Source organism: Salinarchaeum sp. Harcht-Bsk1 (genome assembly GCF_000403645.1).
Taxonomy (GTDB): domain Archaea; phylum Halobacteriota; class Halobacteria; order Halobacteriales; family Salinarchaeaceae; genus Salinarchaeum.
Genome location: NC_021313.1, coordinates 2,342,243 through 2,363,931 on the forward strand (window position 1 = coordinate 2,342,243; position 21,689 = coordinate 2,363,931).

General features: G+C 68.7%; 22 protein-coding genes. 10 read left to right on the forward strand and 12 right to left on the reverse strand.

From position 1 onward, the window contains the following. Positions 1–195: 195 nt before the first annotated feature. A complete protein-coding gene (gene rocF, locus L593_RS10660) occupies positions 196–1,104 on the forward strand; it encodes an arginase (protein ID WP_020446973.1) in 909 nt (302 codons plus the stop codon). Positions 1,105–1,146: 42 nt separating this feature from the next. Here the strand turns inward: rocF and L593_RS10665 are convergent, their stop codons facing one another. Together L593_RS10665 and L593_RS10670 are read right to left on the reverse strand one after the other, a co-directional pair. Next, positions 1,147–1,749, reverse strand: a complete 603-nt coding sequence (locus tag L593_RS10665; RefSeq protein WP_020446974.1) for a TIGR00296 family protein — start codon at positions 1,747–1,749, stop codon at positions 1,147–1,149. A gap of 206 nt (positions 1,750–1,955) precedes the next feature. Beyond that, positions 1,956–2,492 carry a flavodoxin domain-containing protein gene (locus tag L593_RS10670; protein WP_020446975.1) on the reverse strand — a complete coding sequence of 179 codons (537 nt, stop codon included), beginning with the start codon at positions 2,490–2,492 and terminating at the stop codon, positions 1,956–1,958. Positions 2,493–2,710: 218 nt separating this feature from the next. On the opposite strand from L593_RS10670, the gene L593_RS10675 reads away from it, so the two are divergent. Together L593_RS10675 and L593_RS10680 are read left to right on the forward strand one after the other, a co-directional pair. Continuing rightward, on the forward strand, positions 2,711–4,600 hold the full coding sequence (locus L593_RS10675) for an ATP-binding protein (protein WP_020446976.1): 1,890 nt from the start codon (positions 2,711–2,713) through the stop codon (positions 4,598–4,600). A gap of 84 nt (positions 4,601–4,684) precedes the next feature. Then, the gene (locus L593_RS10680; RefSeq protein WP_020446977.1) at positions 4,685–5,104 is read left to right on the forward strand and encodes a universal stress protein; all 420 of its coding nucleotides are present in this window, start codon (positions 4,685–4,687) and stop codon (positions 5,102–5,104) included. Between the two features lie 551 nt (positions 5,105–5,655). On the opposite strand, the gene L593_RS10685 is transcribed toward L593_RS10680, so the two are convergent. After that, positions 5,656–6,093 (reverse strand): RNA-binding protein, encoded by a 438-nt coding sequence (locus L593_RS10685; RefSeq protein ID WP_020446978.1) that lies wholly within the window; start codon positions 6,091–6,093, stop codon positions 5,656–5,658. Between the two features lie 3 nt (positions 6,094–6,096). Next, positions 6,097–6,312, reverse strand: coding sequence for a hypothetical protein (locus L593_RS10690; RefSeq protein ID WP_020446979.1), 216 nt, complete (start codon positions 6,310–6,312; stop codon positions 6,097–6,099). Positions 6,313–6,549: 237 nt separating this feature from the next. Here L593_RS10690 and L593_RS10695 point away from each other — a divergent pair, with 237 nt between their 5' ends. Next, entirely contained in the window at positions 6,550–8,820 is a 2,271-nt protein-coding gene (locus L593_RS10695; RefSeq protein WP_020446980.1) for a hypothetical protein, read from the forward strand. Positions 8,821–8,859: 39 nt separating this feature from the next. On the opposite strand, the gene L593_RS10700 is transcribed toward L593_RS10695, so the two are convergent. Both L593_RS10700 and L593_RS10705 read right to left on the reverse strand, forming a co-directional pair. Beyond that, the gene (locus L593_RS10700) at positions 8,860–10,047 is read right to left on the reverse strand and encodes a pyridoxal phosphate-dependent aminotransferase (protein ID WP_020446981.1); all 1,188 of its coding nucleotides are present in this window, start codon (positions 10,045–10,047) and stop codon (positions 8,860–8,862) included. Further along, entirely contained in the window at positions 10,044–10,529 is a 486-nt protein-coding gene (locus tag L593_RS10705; RefSeq protein ID WP_020446982.1) for an Lrp/AsnC family transcriptional regulator, read from the reverse strand. Before L593_RS10705 ends, L593_RS10700 begins: the two co-directional genes overlap by 4 nt. Positions 10,530–10,735: 206 nt before the next feature. Here L593_RS10705 and L593_RS10710 point away from each other — a divergent pair, with 206 nt between their 5' ends. The 4 genes from L593_RS10710 to L593_RS10725 all read left to right on the forward strand — a co-directional run bounded on the left by L593_RS10710 (position 10,736) and on the right by L593_RS10725 (position 14,556). After that, positions 10,736–12,196 carry an APC family permease gene (locus L593_RS10710; protein ID WP_020446983.1) on the forward strand — a complete coding sequence of 487 codons (1,461 nt, stop codon included), beginning with the start codon at positions 10,736–10,738 and terminating at the stop codon, positions 12,194–12,196. Between the two features lie 3 nt (positions 12,197–12,199). Beyond that, positions 12,200–12,967: a universal stress protein gene (locus L593_RS10715; RefSeq protein ID WP_020446984.1), complete on the forward strand. Its 768-nt coding sequence runs from the start codon at positions 12,200–12,202 to the stop codon at positions 12,965–12,967. A gap of 69 nt (positions 12,968–13,036) precedes the next feature. Further along, on the forward strand, positions 13,037–13,930 hold the full coding sequence (locus L593_RS10720; protein ID WP_020446985.1) for an NOP5/NOP56 family protein: 894 nt from the start codon (positions 13,037–13,039) through the stop codon (positions 13,928–13,930). After that, entirely contained in the window at positions 13,927–14,556 is a 630-nt protein-coding gene (locus L593_RS10725; protein ID WP_020446986.1) for a fibrillarin-like rRNA/tRNA 2'-O-methyltransferase, read from the forward strand. The genes L593_RS10720 and L593_RS10725 overlap by 4 nt, the downstream gene beginning before the upstream one ends. Before the next feature lie 34 nt (positions 14,557–14,590). Here the strand turns inward: L593_RS10725 and L593_RS10730 are convergent, their stop codons facing one another. The 3 genes from L593_RS10730 to L593_RS10740 all read right to left on the reverse strand — a co-directional run bounded on the left by L593_RS10730 (position 14,591) and on the right by L593_RS10740 (position 17,986). After that, a complete protein-coding gene (locus tag L593_RS10730) occupies positions 14,591–15,139 on the reverse strand; it encodes an adenylate kinase family protein (protein ID WP_020446987.1) in 549 nt (182 codons plus the stop codon). Further along, complete coding sequence (hisC, locus tag L593_RS10735; protein ID WP_020446988.1) at positions 15,136–16,263, reverse strand: histidinol-phosphate transaminase; 1,128 nt, start codon at positions 16,261–16,263, stop codon at positions 15,136–15,138. Before hisC ends, L593_RS10730 begins: the two co-directional genes overlap by 4 nt. A gap of 487 nt (positions 16,264–16,750) precedes the next feature. After that, complete coding sequence (locus L593_RS10740) at positions 16,751–17,986, reverse strand: Xaa-Pro peptidase family protein (RefSeq protein ID WP_020446990.1); 1,236 nt, start codon at positions 17,984–17,986, stop codon at positions 16,751–16,753. Positions 17,987–18,108: 122 nt separating this feature from the next. Here L593_RS10740 and L593_RS10745 point away from each other — a divergent pair, with 122 nt between their 5' ends. Both L593_RS10745 and L593_RS10750 read left to right on the forward strand, forming a co-directional pair. After that, positions 18,109–18,339: a hypothetical protein gene (locus tag L593_RS10745; protein WP_020446991.1), complete on the forward strand. Its 231-nt coding sequence runs from the start codon at positions 18,109–18,111 to the stop codon at positions 18,337–18,339. Between the two features lie 92 nt (positions 18,340–18,431). Further along, complete coding sequence (locus L593_RS10750; protein ID WP_020446992.1) at positions 18,432–18,755, forward strand: transcription factor S; 324 nt, start codon at positions 18,432–18,434, stop codon at positions 18,753–18,755. 173 nt (positions 18,756–18,928) lie between these two features. Here L593_RS10750 and L593_RS10755 read toward each other — a convergent pair whose 3' ends face one another. The 3 genes from L593_RS10755 to L593_RS10765 all read right to left on the reverse strand — a co-directional run bounded on the left by L593_RS10755 (position 18,929) and on the right by L593_RS10765 (position 21,590). Further along, entirely contained in the window at positions 18,929–19,684 is a 756-nt protein-coding gene (locus L593_RS10755; RefSeq protein WP_049894072.1) for a tRNA (adenine-N1)-methyltransferase, read from the reverse strand. A gap of 2 nt (positions 19,685–19,686) precedes the next feature. Then, positions 19,687–20,082, reverse strand: coding sequence for a nascent polypeptide-associated complex protein (locus tag L593_RS10760; RefSeq protein ID WP_020446994.1), 396 nt, complete (start codon positions 20,080–20,082; stop codon positions 19,687–19,689). Positions 20,083–20,354: 272 nt separating this feature from the next. Next, positions 20,355–21,590, reverse strand: coding sequence for a proteasome-activating nucleotidase (locus L593_RS10765; RefSeq protein WP_020446995.1), 1,236 nt, complete (start codon positions 21,588–21,590; stop codon positions 20,355–20,357). Between the last annotated feature and the right edge of the window lie 99 nt (positions 21,591–21,689).

The window sequence follows — 21,689 nt, forward strand, 5'->3', positions numbered from 1 at the left end:
CGGCGAAGCAAGCACGTAGCCGATCGAGCGTAGCGAGTGAGGCGCGGAGCGCAGCGAGCCGCGCGACCGGAGCCGATCCAGGGCTTTCGAGGCGGTTGAGGGTGCCGTACGGTCGACTGCAACCCGGCGTCCGAAACTATTCCCTAGCGATTTCACCAACCACTATCACGCACCACTGCAAACCTCACGAACGACATGGACAGACCGGTCCGCATCCTGGGCGTGCCGACGGACTACGGCGCGAACCGCCGCGGCGTCGACATGGGCCCGTCCGCGATCCGCTATGCGGGGCTCGAAGCGGCGGTCCGGCGGGTCGCCGACGAGGTGCTAGACGACGGTGACATGGAGGTCGTTCGCGCGGAGAGCACCGATCCGGATCGCGCGCCGATGGATGGGCGGGCGAAGTTCCTCGCCGAGATCGAAGACGTCGCGGACCGACTGGCAGATCGCGTCGCTGCCGCCTGCGAGGCTGGCACGCTCCCGCTGGTCCTCGGCGGCGACCACTCGATCGCGATCGGATCGATGGCCGGCGCGGCCCGCGACGCGGACCTCGGCGTGCTCTGGTTCGACGCGCACGGCGACTTCAACACGCCGAGCACGACGCCATCGGGGAACGTCCACGGGATGCCCCTCGCGGCGGCGCTCGGCCGTGACGAGTTCGCGGAGATGGAGTGGGCCCAGGCGCCCGGTCTCGCCCCCGAGCGCGTCGCGATCGTCGGCGTCCGGAACCTCGATCCACCGGAACGGCAGGCAATCCGGGACTCGCCGGTCACGGCATTCTCGATGTCCGATATCGACGAGCACGGGATCGTCGACGTCGTCGAGGCCGCGATTGCGGCCGCCAGCGACGGCGCGGACGGCCTGCACGTCAGTCTCGACCTCGACTGGCTCGATCCAAAGGAGGCGCCGGGCGTCGGGACGCCCGAACGCGGCGGCGTGACCTACCGGGAGGCCCACGCGGCACTGGAGGCAGTCGCCGCGGCGTCGACGCGGACGCGGTCGCTGGAGGTGGTGGAGGTCAATCCCGTCCTCGATCAGCACAACGAGACGGCCGAACTGGCCTGCGAGCTGGTCGCGAGTGCGCTCGGCGAACGGATCCTGTAGGAGAGCGACCGCGGTGGGTGCGCCGCCCGCGGCGAGCCGGACTTACAGCTGTTCGACGCTTCCTTCGGCTTCGCGCTCGCGGAAGACTTCGCCCTCGAAGAGCGTGACGACGACGTCCTCTTGCTGCCAGGCGTTCGGCGGGAGACCGGCCTTCCGGCACGTGCGCTGGAGGTACTCCTCCTCGGTCCAGCGCTGTTCGAGCGGAACTGTCGGGTAGAGCCAGCCGTGCTCCGCGCCGCCGTCGACGGCGACGCCGTGGGTGCCGAGTTCGAGGTCGGCGAGCGGGTCGTCGGTGAGCAGGACGTTCGTGACTGCACAGACCGAGACGGTGAGGTTCGAAAGCTCGGGCGGGGAGACTTCCGAGCCCGCGGAGTCGCCGGAGGCCGCCTCGATGGCGGCGTCGACGATGACGTGGCCGAGACGTTCGCTGGCCTCGTAGCCGCCGGCGCAGCCACGGAGGCTTCCGCGGCCACGCGTCGATTCCAACCGGACGAACGCGCCGGTGCGCTGGTAGAAGGCGTCGCGCATGCTTCCGGGCTGTTCCCGCTGGCCGTTCCGGACGTAGAGCTCGACTGCCTCCCGTGCGAGCTCGACTGCCCGTGCCCCGTCCTCGTACGTGAGATCGACGGTCTGGGCGTCTGCCATACCCACTTCCAGGGGAGAATCGCCCTTCAAGGTGTCCCTTCGCGGCTAGGGATTGATGGTGAAAGTTTCCGGTTGTCGACTCGCAGGGTGCTCGCAGGTACGTGGCAGTACCCCGCAATCGCTTCGCACACCTGGAGTCTGGAGCACTTCCGGCGTCGCGGCATCGACGCGAAAGTTCTCGGCCCCTGAGGGACGCCGATCACGCACTACGCCAGCGAACTCGCGAACGCGGCAGCGAACGCCTCGACGGAGTCCCAGTCGGTGTACTCCCAGTCGCGGCTGGTGTCGGTGTCGCCGCCCTCCTTCCGAGCGATTCGTTTCATCATGAACTTCGTGAGGAGGCCGTACTCGCTGTACTTGAGCGCACCGGCGACGCTGAGCGTCCGATCCGGCTCGAACCCCGTCTCGTCGAGGAAGTCGTGGATCAGCCCCTCGGCATCGGCCTGGCCCTCCTCGTCGCCTGCAGCGCTCAGGCTGACCGAGAAGAAGGCCGTCGGCATCGCGTTCAGCGTCTCGACCGCCTCGTCGACGAGTCGCCTGATCGCCTCCGGCTGGCTACCCATGTGGATCGAACCGCCGATCATCGCGGCGTCGTAGTCGGCGAGCGAGAAATCGGCAGGAAGGTGTTTCGCGTTCAGCAGGGCGACGTCGTGGCCGGTCGCTTCGACGACCCCTGCCATTCGCTCGGCGACGGCCGCGGTCTGTCCCTCGCTCGTACCGTAGAGCATCAGGACCGACGCCATCAGCGATCACCCGGGCGCTCGAGAGCGTTGCGGCCAGTGCTGGAGGGCGGCGAGTCCGCAGTTTGAGCGGTGGGGAACATCGATCGCGGCTACGACGGCTGTCGGGAAAAGTGCGATCCCGGCGGGACCACCACCGCACTCACCGAGATCGATTCCGGTTTGTCACCAGAAGGGTCGCCATGGAAACGACTTTGCCGAGGGATCGCTACGGGGGTCGTATGGCCCTCGACGACTTCACCGAGTACGATCCCGACGAGGACGACGCGTCGGGCGACGCAGTCGAGGACGAGAGCGCGCGGGACGCCGACGAGGAGGCCACCGACGTCCACACAGCCTCGGAGGCGTCAGCCGACGACGCGGCGGGGCTCACCTACGAGACGGCCGACGCCGAGGCGCCCGAGCGGGTGGACGGCCTCGGCATCCTCTCGACCTCGCGCGGGCTCAGGATCGACGAGACGGGCGAGGAGACCGAACTCCAGGCCTACGTTACGGCGCCGAACCGGAGCGACGTGCGCGTGGGATCGTACGTCCTCGTTCCGTATCCCGAGAGGGGCGATCCCGGGGCCTCCGGCGAGCGCCTGTTCTGTCGCGTCGCCGGCCTCGAGTACGCCCAGGAGTTCCAGAGCGACGACGCGACGGAGCTCCGGGCTCGCCGTGCGATGCGCGAGGGAGCCATCGACGAGACCGACTACAAGTTCCTCGCCGACCTCGATCCCGTCGCGATCATCTACGAGGACGGCATCGACGAGGAGACCGGCGACCCCGAGCAGAAGCGTCGCGCGACCGATCGGGTCCCCAAACCGGAGACGACCGTCCACCGCGCCAGGGACGCCGACGAGATCAAGACCGGGCTGAAGATCCCCGGCGACGGCATCTTCCTCGGCCACCTCGCCGTCGGTGGCGAGCGCGTGACGACTGCCGCGGCGCCGCCCACCATCGACTACCGGCTCAACGACGACTACACCGCCGGCGACCCGCTGCTCTTCCGGCACACCCTGATCGCGGGTGGCACTGGCTCCGGGAAGACCCACGCCGCGAAGAACGTCCTCCGGCAGGTCCTCGACGACGAGCGGACGTATCCGATGGGCGACGGCCGCGAGGTTCAGGCGGCCGTCGTGCAGTTCGACCCCCAGGACGAGTACGCCCAACTGCACGACGACAACCCCGATCTCGACGCCGACACGGCCCGACAGTACGAGCGGGAGGGCATCGCCAACGGCGGCCACGACGACACGCTCGCCTTCGTCCCGAAGGTCGGTTCGGCGACCTACGACGGCGGCGGGCACCGCGCCGAGCAGGTGGAGTTCACCGTCCCCTTCTCGATGGTGCGGGGCAACCCCTGGCTCGTCGCGGGCAGCGGACTCAACGACAATCAGTACCAGGCGCTCCACGAACTGCTCGACCGATTCTTCGGCCAGTACGGCAGTGATGGGACCTACGATCAGTTCACGGAATTCATGGACGACCCGGCGCTTCGCGAAGAACTCGACGAGACCGGGCGCGTCCACGAGGCGACGTTCGACGCCGTCTTCCGGCGCGTCCGTGGCTTCGGGCACGTCTTCGACCAGGACGCCCGGCCGATCACCGACCAGGTTCGGGACCTCGTGCGTCCCGGCGGGCTCTCCGTCGTCCCGACCTACCACATCTCCGACTCCCGGGCTGCGGAGGTCGTCGTGCTCGCCGTCGCGACGCTCCTCGTCGACGAGAAACTCTCCAGTGATCCGACCTACGACCGGATCAAGGATACCCCGCTGATCGTCGGGATGGACGAGGCTCACAACTACCTCACCGACGCCGACAGCGTCCAGGCCCGGCGCGTGATCGGGACGTTCACCGACGCCGCGAAACAGGGCCGGAAGGAGCGCCTCGGCCTGTTCCTCGTCACGCAGGACCCCCAGGACATCCACGACGCCGTGTTCAAGCAGATCAACTCCACCGTCGTCCTCAACCTCGGCGACGAGGACGCCATTTCGGCGGTGAACATCCCGACCGCGCTCGAACAAAAGGTGCCCTACATGGAACAGGGGCAGATGGTCGTCTACTCGCCGGACAACTCCGAGCCAGTCGAACTCGTCGGTCTCGAACACTGTCTCGTCAAACACGAGTGAGTCCGTCGGCAGACGCCACGGTTCGTTCCCGAAAACTGCCGTCCGGCGACTGGTTTTAAGCCACCAGCGTCCGTCGGTTCACGTATGAAACGCGTCCTCGTCGCGTACGACGGCTCACAGCAAGCAGACGCCGCGCTCGACCACGCGCTGGCGGAGTTCTCCGACGCCGAACTCCACGTGCTCTGCGTGCTGGATCCAGCGGAAGCCACCTACGCCTCGACGGAGGAGATGCCCGCCGTCGCCGACGGCTGGTACGACGAGGCCACGGAGGAAGCCGAGCGCATCCTCGCGGAAGCCGAGGAGCGAGCGGGCGACCGCGAACTTGTCACGGCACACGTCGTCGGCCGACCCGGCCACTCGATCGTCGAGTACGCAGAGGAACACGACGTCGACCAGGTGGTCACCGGCAGTCACGGTCGGACCGGCGTCGCACGGCTGCTCCTCGGGAGCGTCGCGGAGACGATCGTGCGTCGCTCGCCGGTGCCCGTGACGGTCGTTCGGTAGGGAGCAGTCGACGCGCTATCTGGAGCACTCGGTGCGGAGAATCGGACCGTCCGTCAGTGCGGCGAATACCCGTCGATGACGCCGTCACAGTCCGGGCAGGACACGAGCGACGCGCCCGTGTCTTTGGCCCCGGAGCTTCCCGCGGGGCCAGCGCCGCTGGATCTGGTTTGGCGGACGGTGCCGCTGCCGCGCAGTTCTGAGCCGCAGTAGGGACACTCGTACATCGGATGACCGCTCCACGTGTGGCGTGGTAGCGATACACATGACGGCAGGAATCGGCATAAGCGTTGTGTCCACCTGTCACACTGGCCGAGTGCAGCGAGAAACCGGCCTACAGCGGCGGCATTCGACGTGCGACGAACACGTCGCTGGAGGGCACCGTTTCGCCTGGAAACCGCCGCGTGGGCGGCCGACGTGGGCGATAGGCTTCGACGAACGCTGCAGCTGGCGGGCGATCGTGAGTCGGTGGGGACGGGCGCGGCGGTCGTGATCCGGCGGGACGGGCGAGACGGTCGAGGGAGGCGGTGCGGACCGAGGCGGTACGGACCGAGTCAGGCCGCGTCCTGGAACTGCTGGAGCGCTTCCGCGGCGTTCTCGACGGCGGCCTCGCGCTTCGCGGGATAGGCCTCGACCTTCGCGCGGAGCGTGATGCCGTCGCCGAGGCGCGTCTCGCCGCCGAAGGCAGCCTGCTTGTCGAGGCTCACGAACAGTTCGCAGTTGTCGGTGACGCGATGGTCGAGTTCGTCCTCGAGCGTCCCGAAGTCGTCGCTCTCGGCGACGACGGAGAGCACGTGCCGGACGTCGTCGGCGTTCTCCAATCGCGTCGAGAGGACGAGGATGCGATCTCCGAGGTGGCCCTCGGTTGCCTGCCGCTCGAGTTCGGCGTCCTCGGGAAGGAAGTGCCGGAGGGCGTCCTCGACGCGCTGCTCGTGCTCCGTCGCGTAGACGAACGTCCGCAGGTCCACGTAGTGGAACGGGACGCTCGCCATCCCCTACTCCTCGTCGGCGTCGGACTCGTCGTCCTCGGCCTCGTCAGCGGCTTCGAGGTTGTCCTCGGGCACGCCGGTCTCCTGGCCGTCCTCGAAGCTGACGGTGTAGTTGGCGTCGCCGAACATCGTCTCGACGATCTGCGTGACCGTCCCCTGCTCGCCGTCGAAGTCGCTGTGCTCGTCGTGCAGGACCACTACGTCGTCCTCCTCGAAGCTCATACCCCTCGCTACCGCCGTCCCGGGCAAAAAGGGCGCGATTCCTCGTCGTGGCTACGGCGTAGCGAGGACGACCGCGGCCCAATTCCTCCCTTCCCAGCCAGACTTGCTCGGCTACTACCGAAGTTCGGTCCCCTTCCCGCCGCTCTGGACGGAGATGGAAAGTACTCGGCACTTATTCTTTCATCTATGAGATTCAAGTAATAATTATACGGGTGGGATTCGTAGGCACACCAGCCAATGACGCGCTCACCGAATCGGCCGACGGACACCTATCTCGACGTGCTCCGGACGCTCGGCGTTACCGACGCCGCACTGGGACGCCATCACGACGCGGACGCCGAGGTGCCCGTTCGGCTCGCGATCGACCGGGATCGCGGATCGCCGACCGCGGACCTCCTCGACGCGCTCGCGGCAACGGGTCGCATGCTGGACCTCCGGGACGGGCTCGACGCGGCCGACGACGCCGGCCTTGGCGACGCGCTCGCTCGATTTGGCTTCCGCGTCGACCTCGCCGACCCGGACGCAGACGGTGGCGGCGAGGAAGTCGTGCTGACCGTCGCCGACGCGGTGACCGGCGCCACCGATCGCGTCGACACGGCGCAGGACGGAGACGCCGCCGAGAGGACGCTCCGGTCTGCGCTCCTCGACCCGGCCGGCATCGAACTCCGTGCGCTGCTCGACGGACGCCACCTCGTCGCCGAGAAGCGCGAACTCGCGACGCTGGCGGAGCGCTACGGCCCGCGAATCGAACCGTTCGACGATCCGCTGTTGACGCCCGAAGCCGCTATCGACCGCGACGAGTTCGAGCATGCCATCGCGGACCGCACCGAGGAATCCCACATCGGCGACTCGGTGGATCCACCCACAGAACCAGCGAACCCGGACGCCATCACCGAACCCGGGAATGCGGACGCCATCTCCTGGACGAACCCCACCGACGCGGATGGACCTGCGTCGGAAGCAGTCGACGCCGCACTGGCGGACTCCGGTCCGCGGACTCACACGATCGAGGACGACGGCCTCGACGACGCGCCGGCGGTCGGCGGCGGCCCGAAGCGCACCGTTTCCACGAGCGGAATCGACGGCGTGTTCGACAAGCTCGAGTCCGGAACGACCGACGACGCTCCAGCCCACACAGCTATGTCAGATTCGATAGACGCCGACACCGACGCCGCGACCGACGAAGACGAATCGAGCACCGACCCCGTCGAGACGCCGCAGGGCCTCACGGGCGGACCGACCCGGACGGTCTCGTCCACGAGCGCCGACGACATCCTCCAGCGAGCCACGGGGAGCGACGACTTCGATTCGATCGCCGCCGAGGAAGGGGAGGCCGACCCGGACGCGGTCCTCGCCGACGCCGACGGGGTCCCGGAAGCGATCGAGGACGAGGTCGAGACCGGCAGCGGCGACGACGGTGCGGACGAACGTGCGGAGGACGCCGAACGGCCCCAGCACGCCGAAGCGGAGTCGGACTCCGAGACCGAGCGCGGTGGCGCTACGCCGCCGACGGTCGACCCCGCGGCGCCGGAACCCGCCATCCCAGCGGACGACGAGCACCCGACCGGTCCACAGACGCGCCGCGTGGAGGACATCGGTGCCGCCGAGACGTCCGAGACCGAGGAGGACGACGAGCAGGACGCTGCTCGCGACGGCGGCAGCGAGCCGGTGGCCGAGGGGTCAGGAGACGGCGATCTGCCGGTGGTCAGCACGTCGAGACGCTCGGCGAGTGATGCCGCTCACGACGATCGCCGTGACGCCGGGGGTGCCGAAGGCGCGTCTGGCGGCACCGATCGCGGCGCACCGACGGACGATGCCGAGTCGCCGTCGCTGGGCGACCGAGGCAACGCCGAGGACGCGACGGCCTCCGACGAACCGAGCAGCGCCGCCGATGCGAGCCCGTCTATCGATGCGACCGAGTCTCCCGAAGCGAGCGGTGCCGCCGATGCGAGCCCGTCTATCGATGCGACCGAGTCTCCCGAAGCGAGCGGTGCCGCCGATGCGAGCGCGTCTTCCGATACGACCGAGTCTGCCGATGTCAGCGGTGCCTCCGATGGGAACGAGTCCGCCGATGCAGGCGCGACCTCGGAAGCGAGTAGATCCTCGGACGATCACACCGCCGGTGCGCCCGAGCGTGGTGACGGCATCGGCGCCGACCTGCACGGCGACGACGTCGAACTCCGGTGCGGCACCCAGACGGTCGATCGGGGTAGCGATCCGGCACCCGACCTCTCGGCGGTCGAAGCCGAGGACGGGACGGGTGCCAGTGCGGACGGCCCACTGGCTGGCGCCGGCGGCCTCCGGCCTGACGACGGCCCGCTGGCTGGCGCCGGCGGCCTCCGGCCTGACGACGGCCCGCAGGCCGACGCCAGCGACGACGCGGCGCCGTCGGACGCCACGGCCGCTCCCGCTTCCGATGGCGATCAGTCTGCAGCGGAGAACGCGGAGTCCACGGAGTCGGGGCAGGGGCTCGTCAGCCGAATCGCGTCGCGACTGTTCGGCGAGTGACCCGGACGGGCCCCACTGCCGGTCGAACGGCCGGCCGTCTCAGGAGTCGAGGAACGCCTCGATGCGGTTCGTCGCTTCCTTCAGGTCGTCGAGCCCCGTCGCGTAGGAGACCCGGAGGTGGCCGGCGCCGCCCTCCCCGAACACGTCGCCGGGGACGGCCGCCACGCCGGCCTCGGTGAGGAGGTCCTCGGCGAAGGCCTCCGCGTCGCCGCCGGGCACCTCCGGAAACACGTAGAAGGCGCCCTTGGCCTCGAAGCAGTCCATCCCCAGTTCCTCGAATCGGGAGAGGACGAACCGCCGCCGTCGATCGTACTCGGCGACCATGTCCTCGACCTCGTCGTCGCAAGAGCGTAGCGCCTCGATCGCGGCGTGCTGGGCGGTCGTCGGCGCCGAGAGCATCGTGTACTGGTGGATGCGATTGAGGGCCGCGATCACGTCCGGCGGCCCCATCGCGTAGCCGAGCCGGAGGCCGGTCATCGCGTGGGCCTTCGAAAAGCCGTTGAGGACGATGGACCGCTCGCGCATGCCGGGGAGCGTCGCGATCGAGACGTGCTCCTGGCCGTAGGTGAGGTCCGCGTAGATCTCGTCGGCGAGGACGACGAGGTCGTTTTCCCGGCAGAACTCGGCGACTTCCCGGAGTTCCTCCTCCGGCATAATCGCCCCGGTGGGGTTGTTCGGGTAGCAGTAGAGGAGGACGTCGGCGTCCTCGGCACCGGCCTCGCGCATCGCTTCGGGCGTGAGCCGGAAGTCGTCCTGCGCGGTCGGGATCGGCCACGACTCGCCGCCGGCGAACCGGACGCCGGGTTCGTAGGAGACGTAGGTCGGGTCCGGGACCGCGACGACGTCGCCGGGATCGACGATCGCCCGGAGCGCGACGTCGACGGCCTCGCTGACGCCCGTCGTCACGAGAATCTCGTCGTCGGGGTCGTACTGGAGGTCGTAGGAATCGTCGACGTGCTGGCTGATCTCCTCGCGGAGTTCCCGCTTCCCGCGGTTGGCGGTGTAGGACGTCCGCCCCTGCTCCAGCGAGTGGATCGCAGCGTCGCGGGCCGCCCACGGCGCGGAGAAGTCCGGCTCACCGACGCCCAGCGAGATCACGTCCTCGGCCTCCTCCGCGAGTTCGAAGAAACGTCGGATGCCCGACGGCGGCGTGTTCTGGACGCGCTGAGAGATGGTGAACTGGTGGCCGGGTTCTTCGCGACTTCGTGAGTCTTCCTGCTCGCTCATGGCGACACGGAGAGGCGCTCGTCGTCGTCGCCGTCGCCGAAGTTCACGCCGCGGTCCTTGTACGTGTCCATGACGTAGTGGGTGACCGTCTGCGTGATCTCCGGGACGGGCGCGACCTTGTCGCTGATGAACCGGGAGACCTCGCGCATCGAGTCGCCCTCGACGCGCATGTCGAAGTCGTAGTCCCCCGATACCAGCTGGAGCGTCTGGACTTCCGGGAAGCGGGCGAGCCGCTCCGCGATGTCGGCGTAGCTCGTCTCGCGGTCGAGGGTGACGTTGAGTTCGACGAGTGCGACGACCCGCTCCTCGTCGACCTCGCCCCAGTCGACGATCGCCGAGTAGCCGCCCACGACGCCCTCGTCCTCGAGGCGCTCGATGGCGTCGGCGACTGCTGCCTCGTCGGCGTCGAGCATCCGGGCGAGGTCCTCCGTCGATCGACGCGCGTCGGCCAGCAGCAGGTCGAGCAGCTCCCGCTCGTTCATACCCGTTGTGGGTGCCACGGCGTGCATAAGGGTTTCCACGCCCATCGGTGTGGTAGCGAGCCACGTGGCTCCGGGAGGTCGTCGACCGGCGCGTTCGGGGCTCGTGCGTATCTTGGACTCGAATAGGATTGCGCCCGCATCCACCCACCGGCACGATCCACTTGCCGTGAGAACGCACTTCAGTTTCCCGCGTGAACGTTCAGGGGATGACGGAGCCCGGGCGCGAAGCGGCGGACGACCCGTCGGATCCCGAGGTGGGGGCCGCTCGCGACGAGCGGATCGCTCCCGACAGGGAGACGGACCCCGACGACGTCGCGGAGACGGACGAGGCGACCTACACGAAGGAGGGCGAACTCGAGCGGACGATCGGGCTCACCGGCGGGCTCTCGATCGGGATCGGGACGATGATCGGCGCGGGGATCTTCGTGTTTCCCGGCATCGCCGCCGGCGAGGCCGGCCCCGCTGCCGCCGCCTCGTTCGCCATCGGCGCGGTCGTCGCGTTGCTCGTCGCGCTGCCGGCCTCGGAGCTCGCGACCGCGATGCCCCGCAGCGGTGGCGGCTACTACTTCATCTCCCGCGGGCTCGGCACGCTGGCGGGCTCGGTCGTCGGGCTCTCCCTGTGGCTCGGGCTGGTCTTCGCCTCCGCGTTCTACCTCGTCGGCTTCGGCTACTACGCGATCGACTCGCTCGCCGAGGTAGGCATCGTCGTCGACGCCGCGTTCGTCGTGCCGATTGCGCTCCTGTTCGGCGCCGGATTGACCGTTCTGAACGTCACCGGGACCGAGAACGCCGCGAAGCTCCAGAACGGCGTCGTCGCCCTGTTGCTCTCGCTGCTCGTGGTGTTCCTGGGGGCGGGGATCGCCGACGCCGTGGGGCTGACCGGCCAGTCGAGCGCTCCCGAGACGTTCGCGCCCTTCGGGGCATTCCCGATCGTCACGACCGCCGCGCTCGTGTTCACCTCCTATCTCGGCTTCGCGCAGGTGGCGACCGTCGCCGGCGAGATGAAAGCCCCCGGCCGGAACCTCCCGCTCGCGATGGTCGGCTCCGTCGTGATCGTCGGCGTGCTCTACGTCGCGACGGTGTTCGTGGCGACCAGCGCCTTCGGGAGCGAACGGCTCGCCACCCTCGGCGAAACGGCGATGGTCGAGGTCGGACGCAACTACCTCGGCGCCGCCGGCGCGATCGCGATCCTCCTCGGCGGCCTGCTCGCGACGGTGTCCAGCGCGAACGCGTCGATCCTCAGCACCTCGCGTGCGGTCTACGCCGTCTCCAGGGACGGCGTGATTCCCGAGTGGGCGAGTCGAATCAACCTCCGGTTCGGTACGCCCCACGTCGCGCTCGGCCTGGCCGGTGGCCCGATCCTCCTCCTGACCGCGACCGGCCAGGTGACCGTGCTCGCGGAGGTCGCCTCCTTCCTCCACCTCGTGATGTACGGACTGCTCTGCGTGGCGCTGCTCGCGCTCCGCCGGAACGAGCCCGAGTGGTACGATCCGGCGTATCGGGTGCCCGGCTACCCAGCCGTCCCGATCCTGGGGGCCATCGGGAGCTTCGGGATGCTCGCATTCATGCAACTGGCCTCCCAAGTGATCGGACTGGGAATCATGCTCGCAACCGCCGGGTGGTACGCCTACTACGCGAGAGACGTCGAACTCAAGGGGGTGCTCTAGCCCGTGGTGCGCGTCGTCGTCCCCGTGGAAGTACTCGAAGGCGAGACGGTGTCCGCGGGACTCGTCGGCCTCCTCGCGTCCGCGGACATCACGGTCCTCGGCTACCACGTCGTTCCCGAGCAGACCACGCCCGAGCAGATGCAAGCGCAGTTCGGCGAGCGGGCGAGGGATGCGCTCGCGGACCTCACCGACGAGTTCCAGACCGCTGGCGGCCAGGCCGACTTCCGCCTCGTGTTCACGCACGATCGCGAGCAGACCGTCGACCGCGTCGTCGACGAGGTGGACGCCGAGGCGGTCGCCATCACGGGCACTACCGGCGAGGTGACGCGCCTGCTCGTCTCGCTGTCGGGCGACGTCGCCGCCGACCGGATCGTCGCATTCGTGACGGCGGTCGCTGCCGACCGACCGATCGAGGTGACGCTGCTCTCGGCGACCGAGGAAGAGACTGCCGACCCTGGCCGGATCGAGGCCGTCGCGGACGCGCTCGCGGAGGCTGGCGTCGACGTCGTCGCGGTGACTGCCGCAGACGACCCGCCGCTCGACGCGCTCGTCGACGCGGTGCCGGGCCACGACGCGGTCGTGGTCGGCGAGCGCGCTCCCTCGCTGTCCTCGATTCTGCTGGGCGACTTCGAGGAACGCGTGGCGGCCGCGACCGTCGGGCCGGTGCTCGTCGTCCAGCGACCCGCGGCCGAACCAGGAGACGAGGACGAGCAGGAGGAGTCCCCGCACTCTGGAGAGCGAGCAACAGACCGAGAGGATTCGGGGGAGTAGCCCGCTGTCACCGGGGCCGCGGCGATCGCATCGCGAACGCATAAGCGACCCCCGGTGTAATGGGCGGCTATGAGCGACGAGACGGCCGGATCGGGCTGGTTCGCGGGCCTCGATCCCGGCGACGCGTCCGGTGCCGCCGAGCGGATTCGCCGCGGATCGGCGGCCGAACCCGCCGACTGGCCGGCGGCCGCCGTCGAATCCGGCACCGTGCCCGACGAGGACGCCTACTACGATTTGCTCCACGAGACGACCGTCGCGGCGACGCGATCGGCCGTCGCCGAGGCGGAGGGTGCAGACGACCAGCAACTCGCCCACCTCGTGCGGGCGATGGACGACTGCAACCGGATCGCGAACGAACTGGCCGAGCGCGTCGCGGAGTGGGCCGGCGCGCGACTCGGCGAGTCCGGCAGCGGCGTCGGGTTCGCCCGCAGAATCGCGAATCGCGATCCTGGAACTGGCGACGCCGGTGCGGACGCCGGCGAGAAACGCCTGATCGGCCTCGCCCAGCGCTGTGCCGACCTCGACGACGAGGCCGAAGCGCTCCGCGCGGAGATCGAGCGCTCGGCACCGCAGGTCGCCCCGAACCTGAGCGCACTCGCGGGACCGGTGCTCGCTGCACGACTGATCTCGCTGGCCGGCGGCCTCGAGGACCTCGCGAAGTCGCCGTCCTCGACGGTTCAGGTCCTCGGCGCCGAGGACGCCCTCTTCGCGCACCTCCGCGGACAGGGCCCCTCGCCGAAACACGGCGTGATCTTCACGCACGACGCGGTCCGCGGGATGCCCCGCGAGAACCGGGGTTCGGCGGCACGCGCCCTGGCCGGGAAGCTAACCCTCGCCGCGCGCGTCGACTACTACTCCGGTGAGCGCAAGCCCGAACTCGACGAACAGCTCGACGCCCGGATCGAGCGGATCCGCGCGCGGACCGACGACGCTGATTCGGAGTCCGGGGGTGACGATCAGTGAGCCTCCCCGACGGCGTCGAACGCCGACAGTTCGATAACGAGGAACGCCTCGCGACCCGTGGCCCGTCGGTCTACGGCGAGCCGACCGACGGCGCGTGGCGCGCCTGGGACGCCCGCCGCTCGAAACTCGGTGCGACCCTGGAGAAGGGCATGGAAACCGGCCTCGACGGCGGCGATTCGGTTCTCTACCTCGGCGCGGCGAGCGGGACGACGGTGAGCCACGTCGCGGACTTCGCCGGCCCGACCTACGCCGTCGAGTTCGCCCCGCGGCCGGCACGCGACCTCGTTGGTGTCGCTGAGGATCGCGACCGGCTGTTCCCGCTCCTGAAGGACGCACGGAAACCCGAAACCTATGCCCACGTCGTCGAGAGCGACCTGGACGCGATCGTCCAGGACGTCGCGACGCGGGGGCAGGCTCGCGTCGCCCTCGAGAACCGACAGTTCCTCGCGGAGGACGGTCGGCTGATCGCGGCTATCAAGGCCCGGAGCGAGGACGTGACCGCCGAGCCCGCGGACGTGTTCGAGGACGTGCTGGGCGATCTCGAAGACGGCTACGAGGTGCTCGACACCGAGCGACTGGAGCCGTTCCACGACGACCACCTCGCCGTCGTCGCGCGGCCGAAGTAGTCAATCTGTGTCGGTAACGCAGCCACGCCCCCGCTCAGAAGTAGTCAGTGTAGTCGACCGTGCCAGCGCTGGGCTCGCGGTCGCCGAGGATCGCGGCGCGGATCTCCCCTGCGACCTCCGACGGGGTTCGGTCCGTGGTCTCGATCTCGTAGACGGCGTCGCGGCCGTGGCGATCGACGGCCTCCGCGAGGATCACGTCGAGCGCCTCGCTCTCGGCGTTCTCCGCGATACTGGCGTCGGACTCGGCCCTCGAGGGATCGTCTTCGCCCCGCTGTTCGAGTCGGCGTTCGAGTTCCTCGGGTGCACACCGGAGGACGATCACCCGATCCACGTCGAGGTGGTGGGCGAGGTGGGACTCGATGAGGACGTGCTCGCGGTCGGCGAGAAAGTCGGCGATCGCCTCGAAGTCGACGACGAGGCTGTCCCGCTCCTCGTCGAGTTCCTCGTAGAGGCCCTCCGGCTCGATGACTTCGTTGAGGTGGACGACCTCGAGGCCGTTCGGGACGCCCTCGTCGCTCCCTTCGAGGGCGTCGACGGCGCTGGTCTTGCCGGTGCCGGGGGTGCCGGTGACGGCGACTCTCATCGGTCTGTGGCTGCTTCGGCTTCGGCGTCTCCGGCTGCGCCGCCATCGCCTCGGGCCGCGAGCACCTCGTTGACGGTTTCGACGGCCTCCCTCGTCTGGTCCTCGGTGCCGCAGGTGATCCGGATGCACTCCCGGAGCCCGAAACTCGTGCAGTCCCGGACGATCACGCCCTCCCGTTTCAGGGCCTCCGCGACCGCTCCGGCGTCGCCGACCTCGACGAGGAGGAAGTTCCCGCCACTGGGCCAGGTCGGCGCGTCGATTTCGTTCGCCATGTACTCGCGGGCCCACTCGACGGTCTCGACGGAGCGCTCGACGTGCGCTTCGTCGTCCATCGCAGCGAGTCCGGCCCGGCAAGCCAACTCGCTGACCGCGAAGGGCGTGTTGACCCGGGCGTAGGCGTCGGCCCAGTCGTCGGGAACGAGGGCGTAGCCGAGGCGGAGGCCGGCGAGGCCGTAGGCCTTCGAGAAGGTTCGGAGGATCGCCACGTCGTCGCGCTCGTCGAGCAGGCTCCGGGCGCTCTCGACGTCGGCGAACTCGCCGTAGGCCTCGTCGACGACGATCAGGGTCTCCTCGTTTGTGCGATCGGCGATCGCCTCCACGTCGTCGAGCGGGACGGTCGCCCCCGTCGGGTTGTGCGGACTCGTCAGGTAGACGACGCGCTCGCCGTCGTAGGCGTCGAGGACGACGTCCGGGGTGACCTGGAAATCACGCTCTTTCGCTACTGGGTAGGTCTGCACCTCGCCGTGGTGGTACCGGGCGCTCATCGGGTAGTAGGCGAACCCCGGTTCGGGGACGAGGATCTCCTGGTCCGGCTCGATCGTGGCGCGGTGGAGGAGATCGATCGCACCGTCGGCACCCGGCGAGAGCCACACCTGCTCGTCGTCGAGGTCCCAGTGCGCGGCGATGGCGGCGGTGAGATCCGAGTGCGCCGACGTCGGGTAGGCGGAGATCCGATCGGCGTGGTCTCGGAGGGCCTCGACGGCGTCCGCCGGCGGGCCGAAGGGGTTCTCGTTCGAGGCGAGTTTCGTGAGATCGGCCGGATCCATTCCGAGCTCGCGAGCGACCTCCTCGATGCCCTCGCCGGGCACGTACTCCGCGTGCGAGGACAGATCCCGTGGTTGCATGCTCGAATCGTGGGTGGGTCGGCACGTAACGGTTTTCGTTCCGTGGGACGCTGGGACAGGAATTGCATCTGAAACAGGTACTGCAGCGAACCGCTTGGAAGCCCCCTCCCGCTCGCGGATGCTGAGTCGCTGCGCTCCTCGGCTCCGCTCACTTCGTTCGCTCCACCTGCGGTGCTTACTTCCTCAGAATCCGCGACCGGTCGGCCCCTTCCAGTCCCACCCGGATGAAAATCCGGGCATCACGAAATCCCGGTGGTCCGCGTCGGCGCGCGCTCGCGCCGGTGAGCCGAGCGAAGCGAGGCGATCCTCGTCGGAGCTCGCTCCGACGTAGGCTGCGAGCCCCATGCGGGCGAGCAGCCAGTCGCGCGGCACCGTGCGAGGGGCGAGCGAGCGCTGTTTGCGAGCGAGTCGGTTGGGGAGGACGTGGGCTGTCTGGGGGACTTTCGGACGGAGCAGTACTCAAGACTGTTTCGAACGAATTCGACAGCTACTCGATGCGAATCGTGTTGCCCTCGATCGATCGCGGGAACGTCGTCAGCCGGTCGATGCCGTCCTCCGTCACCGCCACAGTATCGGAGTGCCGGTACCCCGCCGTCTCCGTGTACAGCCCCGGTTCGATCGTCCAGATCATCCCCGACTCCATCGTCGCGTCGTCGGGATCGTAGTCGGTGGCCTCGCTCTCGCAGTGCTCGGACCAGCCGAGGTCGATATATGGCGGCTCGTGGCCGTCGAGGCCGATGTTGTGCCCGACGTGGTGCCGGGCGAGGTCGGCGACGCCCTGCTCCTCGAAGTACTCCGCGACGACCTCGTCGACGTACGAAATCTCGACCCCCGGGCCGAGCGCGTCGATCGCCAGTTGCTGGGCCTCCGTCGCCAGTTCGAAGTAGTGGCGTTGCTCCTCCCCGGGCTCGCCGAGGAACATCGTTCGCTCGAGTTCGGAGAAGTAGCCGTCGACGTTCGCGGTCGCGCCGGTGATCATCACGTCGCCGGGCTCCAGCCGTCGATTCGCGGTGTGTCCGTGGGGCAGGGCGGTCTGCTCGTCGGTGATGTAGCCGGCGTGGACCGGGCCGTCGCCGCGAGTCCGCGCGACGTACTCCTCGCCGAGGGCGTCGAGCATCGCCCGGGAGCCGTCCATCGAGGCGCGCTGGCTGACCGTAGCGGGATGGGCGCCGACTTCGGTGTAGTCCGCGAGGTAGCGATGCGCGAGGTTGGCCCAGCGTGCGGACTCCCGGACGAGGTCGACCTCGGCGTCGGACTTGGCCCAACGCATCTTCGGGATCCAGGCCTGCGTCTCGACCGTTAGTTTCCCGTCCGTCGCGTCGGCCCGCTCCCAGGCGTCGGCAAAGCTCGGGCCGGCGTAACCCATCACGCCGGGTGCGCCCTCGCCGTCGGCGGCGATCGATTCCACGTCCAGTCCGTCGAGCATCTCGACCACGACGCCGATCGGATTGCCGCCGGGGTAGTCCCGGTAGTGGTGCACGTGGTCGATGCGGGGGTTGGACTCGACGCGCTCGACCTCGAGACGCGGGACCGTCAACTCGATCCGATCCTGGGTCACCGCGAGGACGACCGGCCGCTCGGTCTGGATGTGCGCGAAGCCGGTGAGGTACTCGATGCTCGTCGCGGAGACCCACACGCCGGCGTCGACCTCGGCGTCGGCGATCCGGTCGCGGACGGCGTCGAGGCGGGTCGCAAACTCGCTGGCTGGAAGCTGCGTCGGCATACCGAACCCACGACCAACGGCCGAATAAGGGTTGGTGGCCCGGCAGTCTGGACGACGTGGTATGCAAGTGGTGAGTATAAGCAACGATACGACCAAGTACGAGGGCTGTGTAACGAATGCGCATGGATCGCGAAATCACTCCCGAAACACTGCAGGGTACCCTCGAGGAGCTCTCCTACCCCGCCCTCCGGCCCGACGCGGCGGCAGAACTCAAGGACGTTACCGTCGACTTCGGCGACGAGACGCTGAATCTCGGTGCGATGATCTCCGAGACCGGTCCCGACTCCTACAAGACGCCCGAAGAGCTCAAAGCGGCTATCGAGGAGCGCATTCCCGACGCGATGCCGCCCTAAATCTCCGCACGAGCCGCTCGCAGCTTGTTGCTCCGCTGGGCCACCAGAAAGCGGACCGCTTAACTGCGCCACCGGCGCAGTACTGACAACCGATGCAATTCTGCGACGAGTGCGGTTCGATGATGAAAGCCGAGGACGGTGTCTGGGTCTGTGGCAGTTGTGGCTACGAAGAGGCCCGCGACTCCGATGCCGAGGCCGCGATGGTCACCACGGAGGGCCAGGAGGAGTCCCAGGTCGTCGACACCTCCGACGTCGACGTCGAGGACATGGGGCCGACGACCGGCGCGATCTGCCCCGAGTGTGGCAACGACCGCGCATTCTGGGAGATGAAGCAGATCCGCGCCGCCGACGAGTCCGAGACCCGCTTTCTGACGTGCACGGAGTGCGAGCACAAGTGGCGGGAGGACGATCACTAACTCCCACCTTTTTTCTCGTCGGGTTTCCTCGGTCGCTCTTCGAGCGACCTGCGGGAACCCTCCTCGAAAAAATCTGGACCAAAAAAGACTGACAGCTCGGAGCTTCGCTCCTCGCTGTCAGGGAACCGTTCGCTCCCTGCGGTCGCTCGCGGATGCTCTCCGCAAGAAGACCGCTACCGCCGAGCGAACACGAGGTAGCCGGTGTGGCCGACGCCGCGCGTGGACGGACGGGTCCCGCGCTCGTCGACGTCGAGGTCGCGCTGGATCGTCTCGCGAGCCCGGATCTCCCGGAGGCCTGCTGCTCGTGCCGCCTCGACGACCTCCCGGGTCGCTTCGACGAAGGGCGAGTAGACCGCGAGCGCGCCGCCCTCGACGAGTAGTTCGGGAGACCGCTCGACGACGGCTGGCGCGTCCTGCGTGTCGAGGGTGAGCACGTCGAACGGTACCGAGGCGTCCCCGTCGTCGGCCGTCCCCTCCTCGAGGAGGCTGTCGATTTCGTCGGTCAGGTCGCCGGCGCGAACCTCGACGGCGTCGGCGAGGTCGGCGCGCTCGAAGTTCTCGCGGGCGTTCTCGGCGAACCCCTCGTCGCGCTCGTATGTGAGCACGTCCGCGCCAGCGTTGGCGAGGTACGCCGCGAGCACCCCCGTGCCGGTGCCGGCGTCGAGCACCCGATCACCCGATCCGGCACCCGTCTCGCCGAGCACGAGGCCGGCGTCCCGGGGCATCATCGGCGCGCCGGTGCGCTCGAAGTGGTCGAAGAAGTCGGGGAGGCGGGGCTCGCGGATCGTGAACGCTTCGCCGATGTGAGTCTCGACGGTCTCACCGCTCGTGGGGTCCGATGGGACCTCGAGAATCCCGAGATCGGTCTCGAGTCGCTCCCCCGGTGCGAGGAGGTACTCCCGATCGTCTCGCACCAGGAGCACGTGCACCGTTACTCCAGCTGGGCGACCGCGGCGGCGAGGTCGCCGTCGTTGTCCTCGAGCGCCTCGCGAGCCTCGGCCTCGCTCGCGCCGGTCCGCATCTGGACCATCTCGACGTCCTCCTCGGGGATGCCGCCCTCGTCAGCAGCGGCGTCCTCGTCGGCGGACTCGACCGCACTGGCGTCGCCTCCGGCGCCGCGGGGACGCTCCTCGGGATCGCCGACGACGGTGTAGGTCGCCTGGCCCCGGGCGTCCATCTTCGTGACGTCAGGCGCGTCGAAGACGAACTCCGAATCGGCGGTCTTGATGACGACCTCCTCGGCGTCGAGTTCGTCCATGTCGATGCCCATCTGCTCCATCATCTGTTCCATCTTGCGCGGGTCGAACCCGCCGCCGCCTCCGAACATGCGCGAGGAATCGGTTGCCGCGGGCAAATACCTGACGCACCGCGGATCTGAGGAGTTTGCGACCGCTCACAAGGTTCATCGGTGAACCGGAGGACTGCGGCGGTACGGTGGCGGTTGCACTACTGTCCGCGAGCGACCGCAGGGAGCGAGCGGTTCCCCGGTGGCGAGCGCAGCGAGCCACCGGCTATTTTTGGTCCAGATTTTTTCGAGGAGGGTTCCCGCAGGTCGCTCGAAGAGCGACCGAGGAAACCCGACGAGAAAAAAGGTGGGAGTTAGTACGCGTAGTCCGCGTACCCGTCCGACGTGATCGCGTCCGTCGTCGTCGAGTCCTGCAGTTTCTGGAGGGCGTCGTGGAAGTCCTGTTCTCTGACCACGGTGCGGTCGTCGCGGATGGCGAACATTCCGGCCTCGGTCGTGAGGGAGTTGATGTCCGCGCCGGAGAAGCCCTCGGTCTCGGCGGCCAGCGTGGCGAAGTCGACGTCGTCGGCGACGTTCATGTCGCGGGTGTGGATCTCGAGGATCTTCTCGCGTCCCTCGGCCTCGGGCTCGGGCACCTCGATCAGGCGGTCGAAGCGACCGGGACGGAGGATGGCGCGATCGAGCATGTCGAAGCGGTTCGTCGCGGCCATGATGCGGATCTCGCCGCGCTCCTCGAAGCCGTCCATCTCCGAGAGGAGCTGCATCATCGTCCGCTGGACCTCGGCGTCGCCGGAGGTCTTCGACTCGGTACGCTTGGCGGCGATGGCGTCGATCTCGTCGATGAAGATGACGGCGGGCTCGCGCTCGGAGGCGAGTTCGAAGAGATCTCGCACGAGGCGGGAGCCCTCGCCGATGAACTTCCGGACGAGTTCGGAACCGGCCATCTTGATGAAGGTGGCGTCGGTCTCGTTGGCGACGGCCTTCGCGAGCATCGTCTTGCCGGTCCCTGGCGGGCCGTGGAGCAGGACGCCGCTCGGGGGCTCGATGCCGACCTCGTGGAACTGCTCCGGGTTCTCGAGGGGCTGTTCGACGGCCTCGCGTACCTCGCGAACCTGTTCGTCGATGCCGCCGATGTCGGCGTAGGAGACCTGTGGGGAGGCGTCGACCTCCATCGCCTGCGCCCTCGCGTCGGTCTCCTGATCGAGGACGGTCTTGACGGTGAAGGAGTCGTTGACGGCGACGCGGTCGCCGGCGTCGATCCGCTCGCCCATGCGCTCGGAGACCTCGGTGAGGACCTCCTGGTTGTTGCCGTGTTGCTTGACGATCGCCTCGCCGTCGTCGACTTCCTCGACGGTGGCGACGTACAGCGAGGTGGTCTTGAGCGTCTCGTTCTCGCGCTCGAGCCGATCGGCCTCCTCCCGGAGTTCGCGGCGCCGCTCGTCGGCGCTTTCGAGCTGCTCGCGGAGCTGGCGGTGGACCTCGAGGATCTCGACGTAGTGATCGCGGAGCGCGGAGAGGCGCTCCTCGTCGTCCATCTCTGGATCGAGTTCCAGCCGCGGGCGGTCCGGGAGCGAGGGACTGTGCGACATCAGTTATCTTCGATAATGGGGCGGCGTAGAAGTGCCTTTTGGGTCCGGTGATGTTCGCAGGGGGCGACACCGTCGGACGGGTGGCAGACGCCCGGCAGA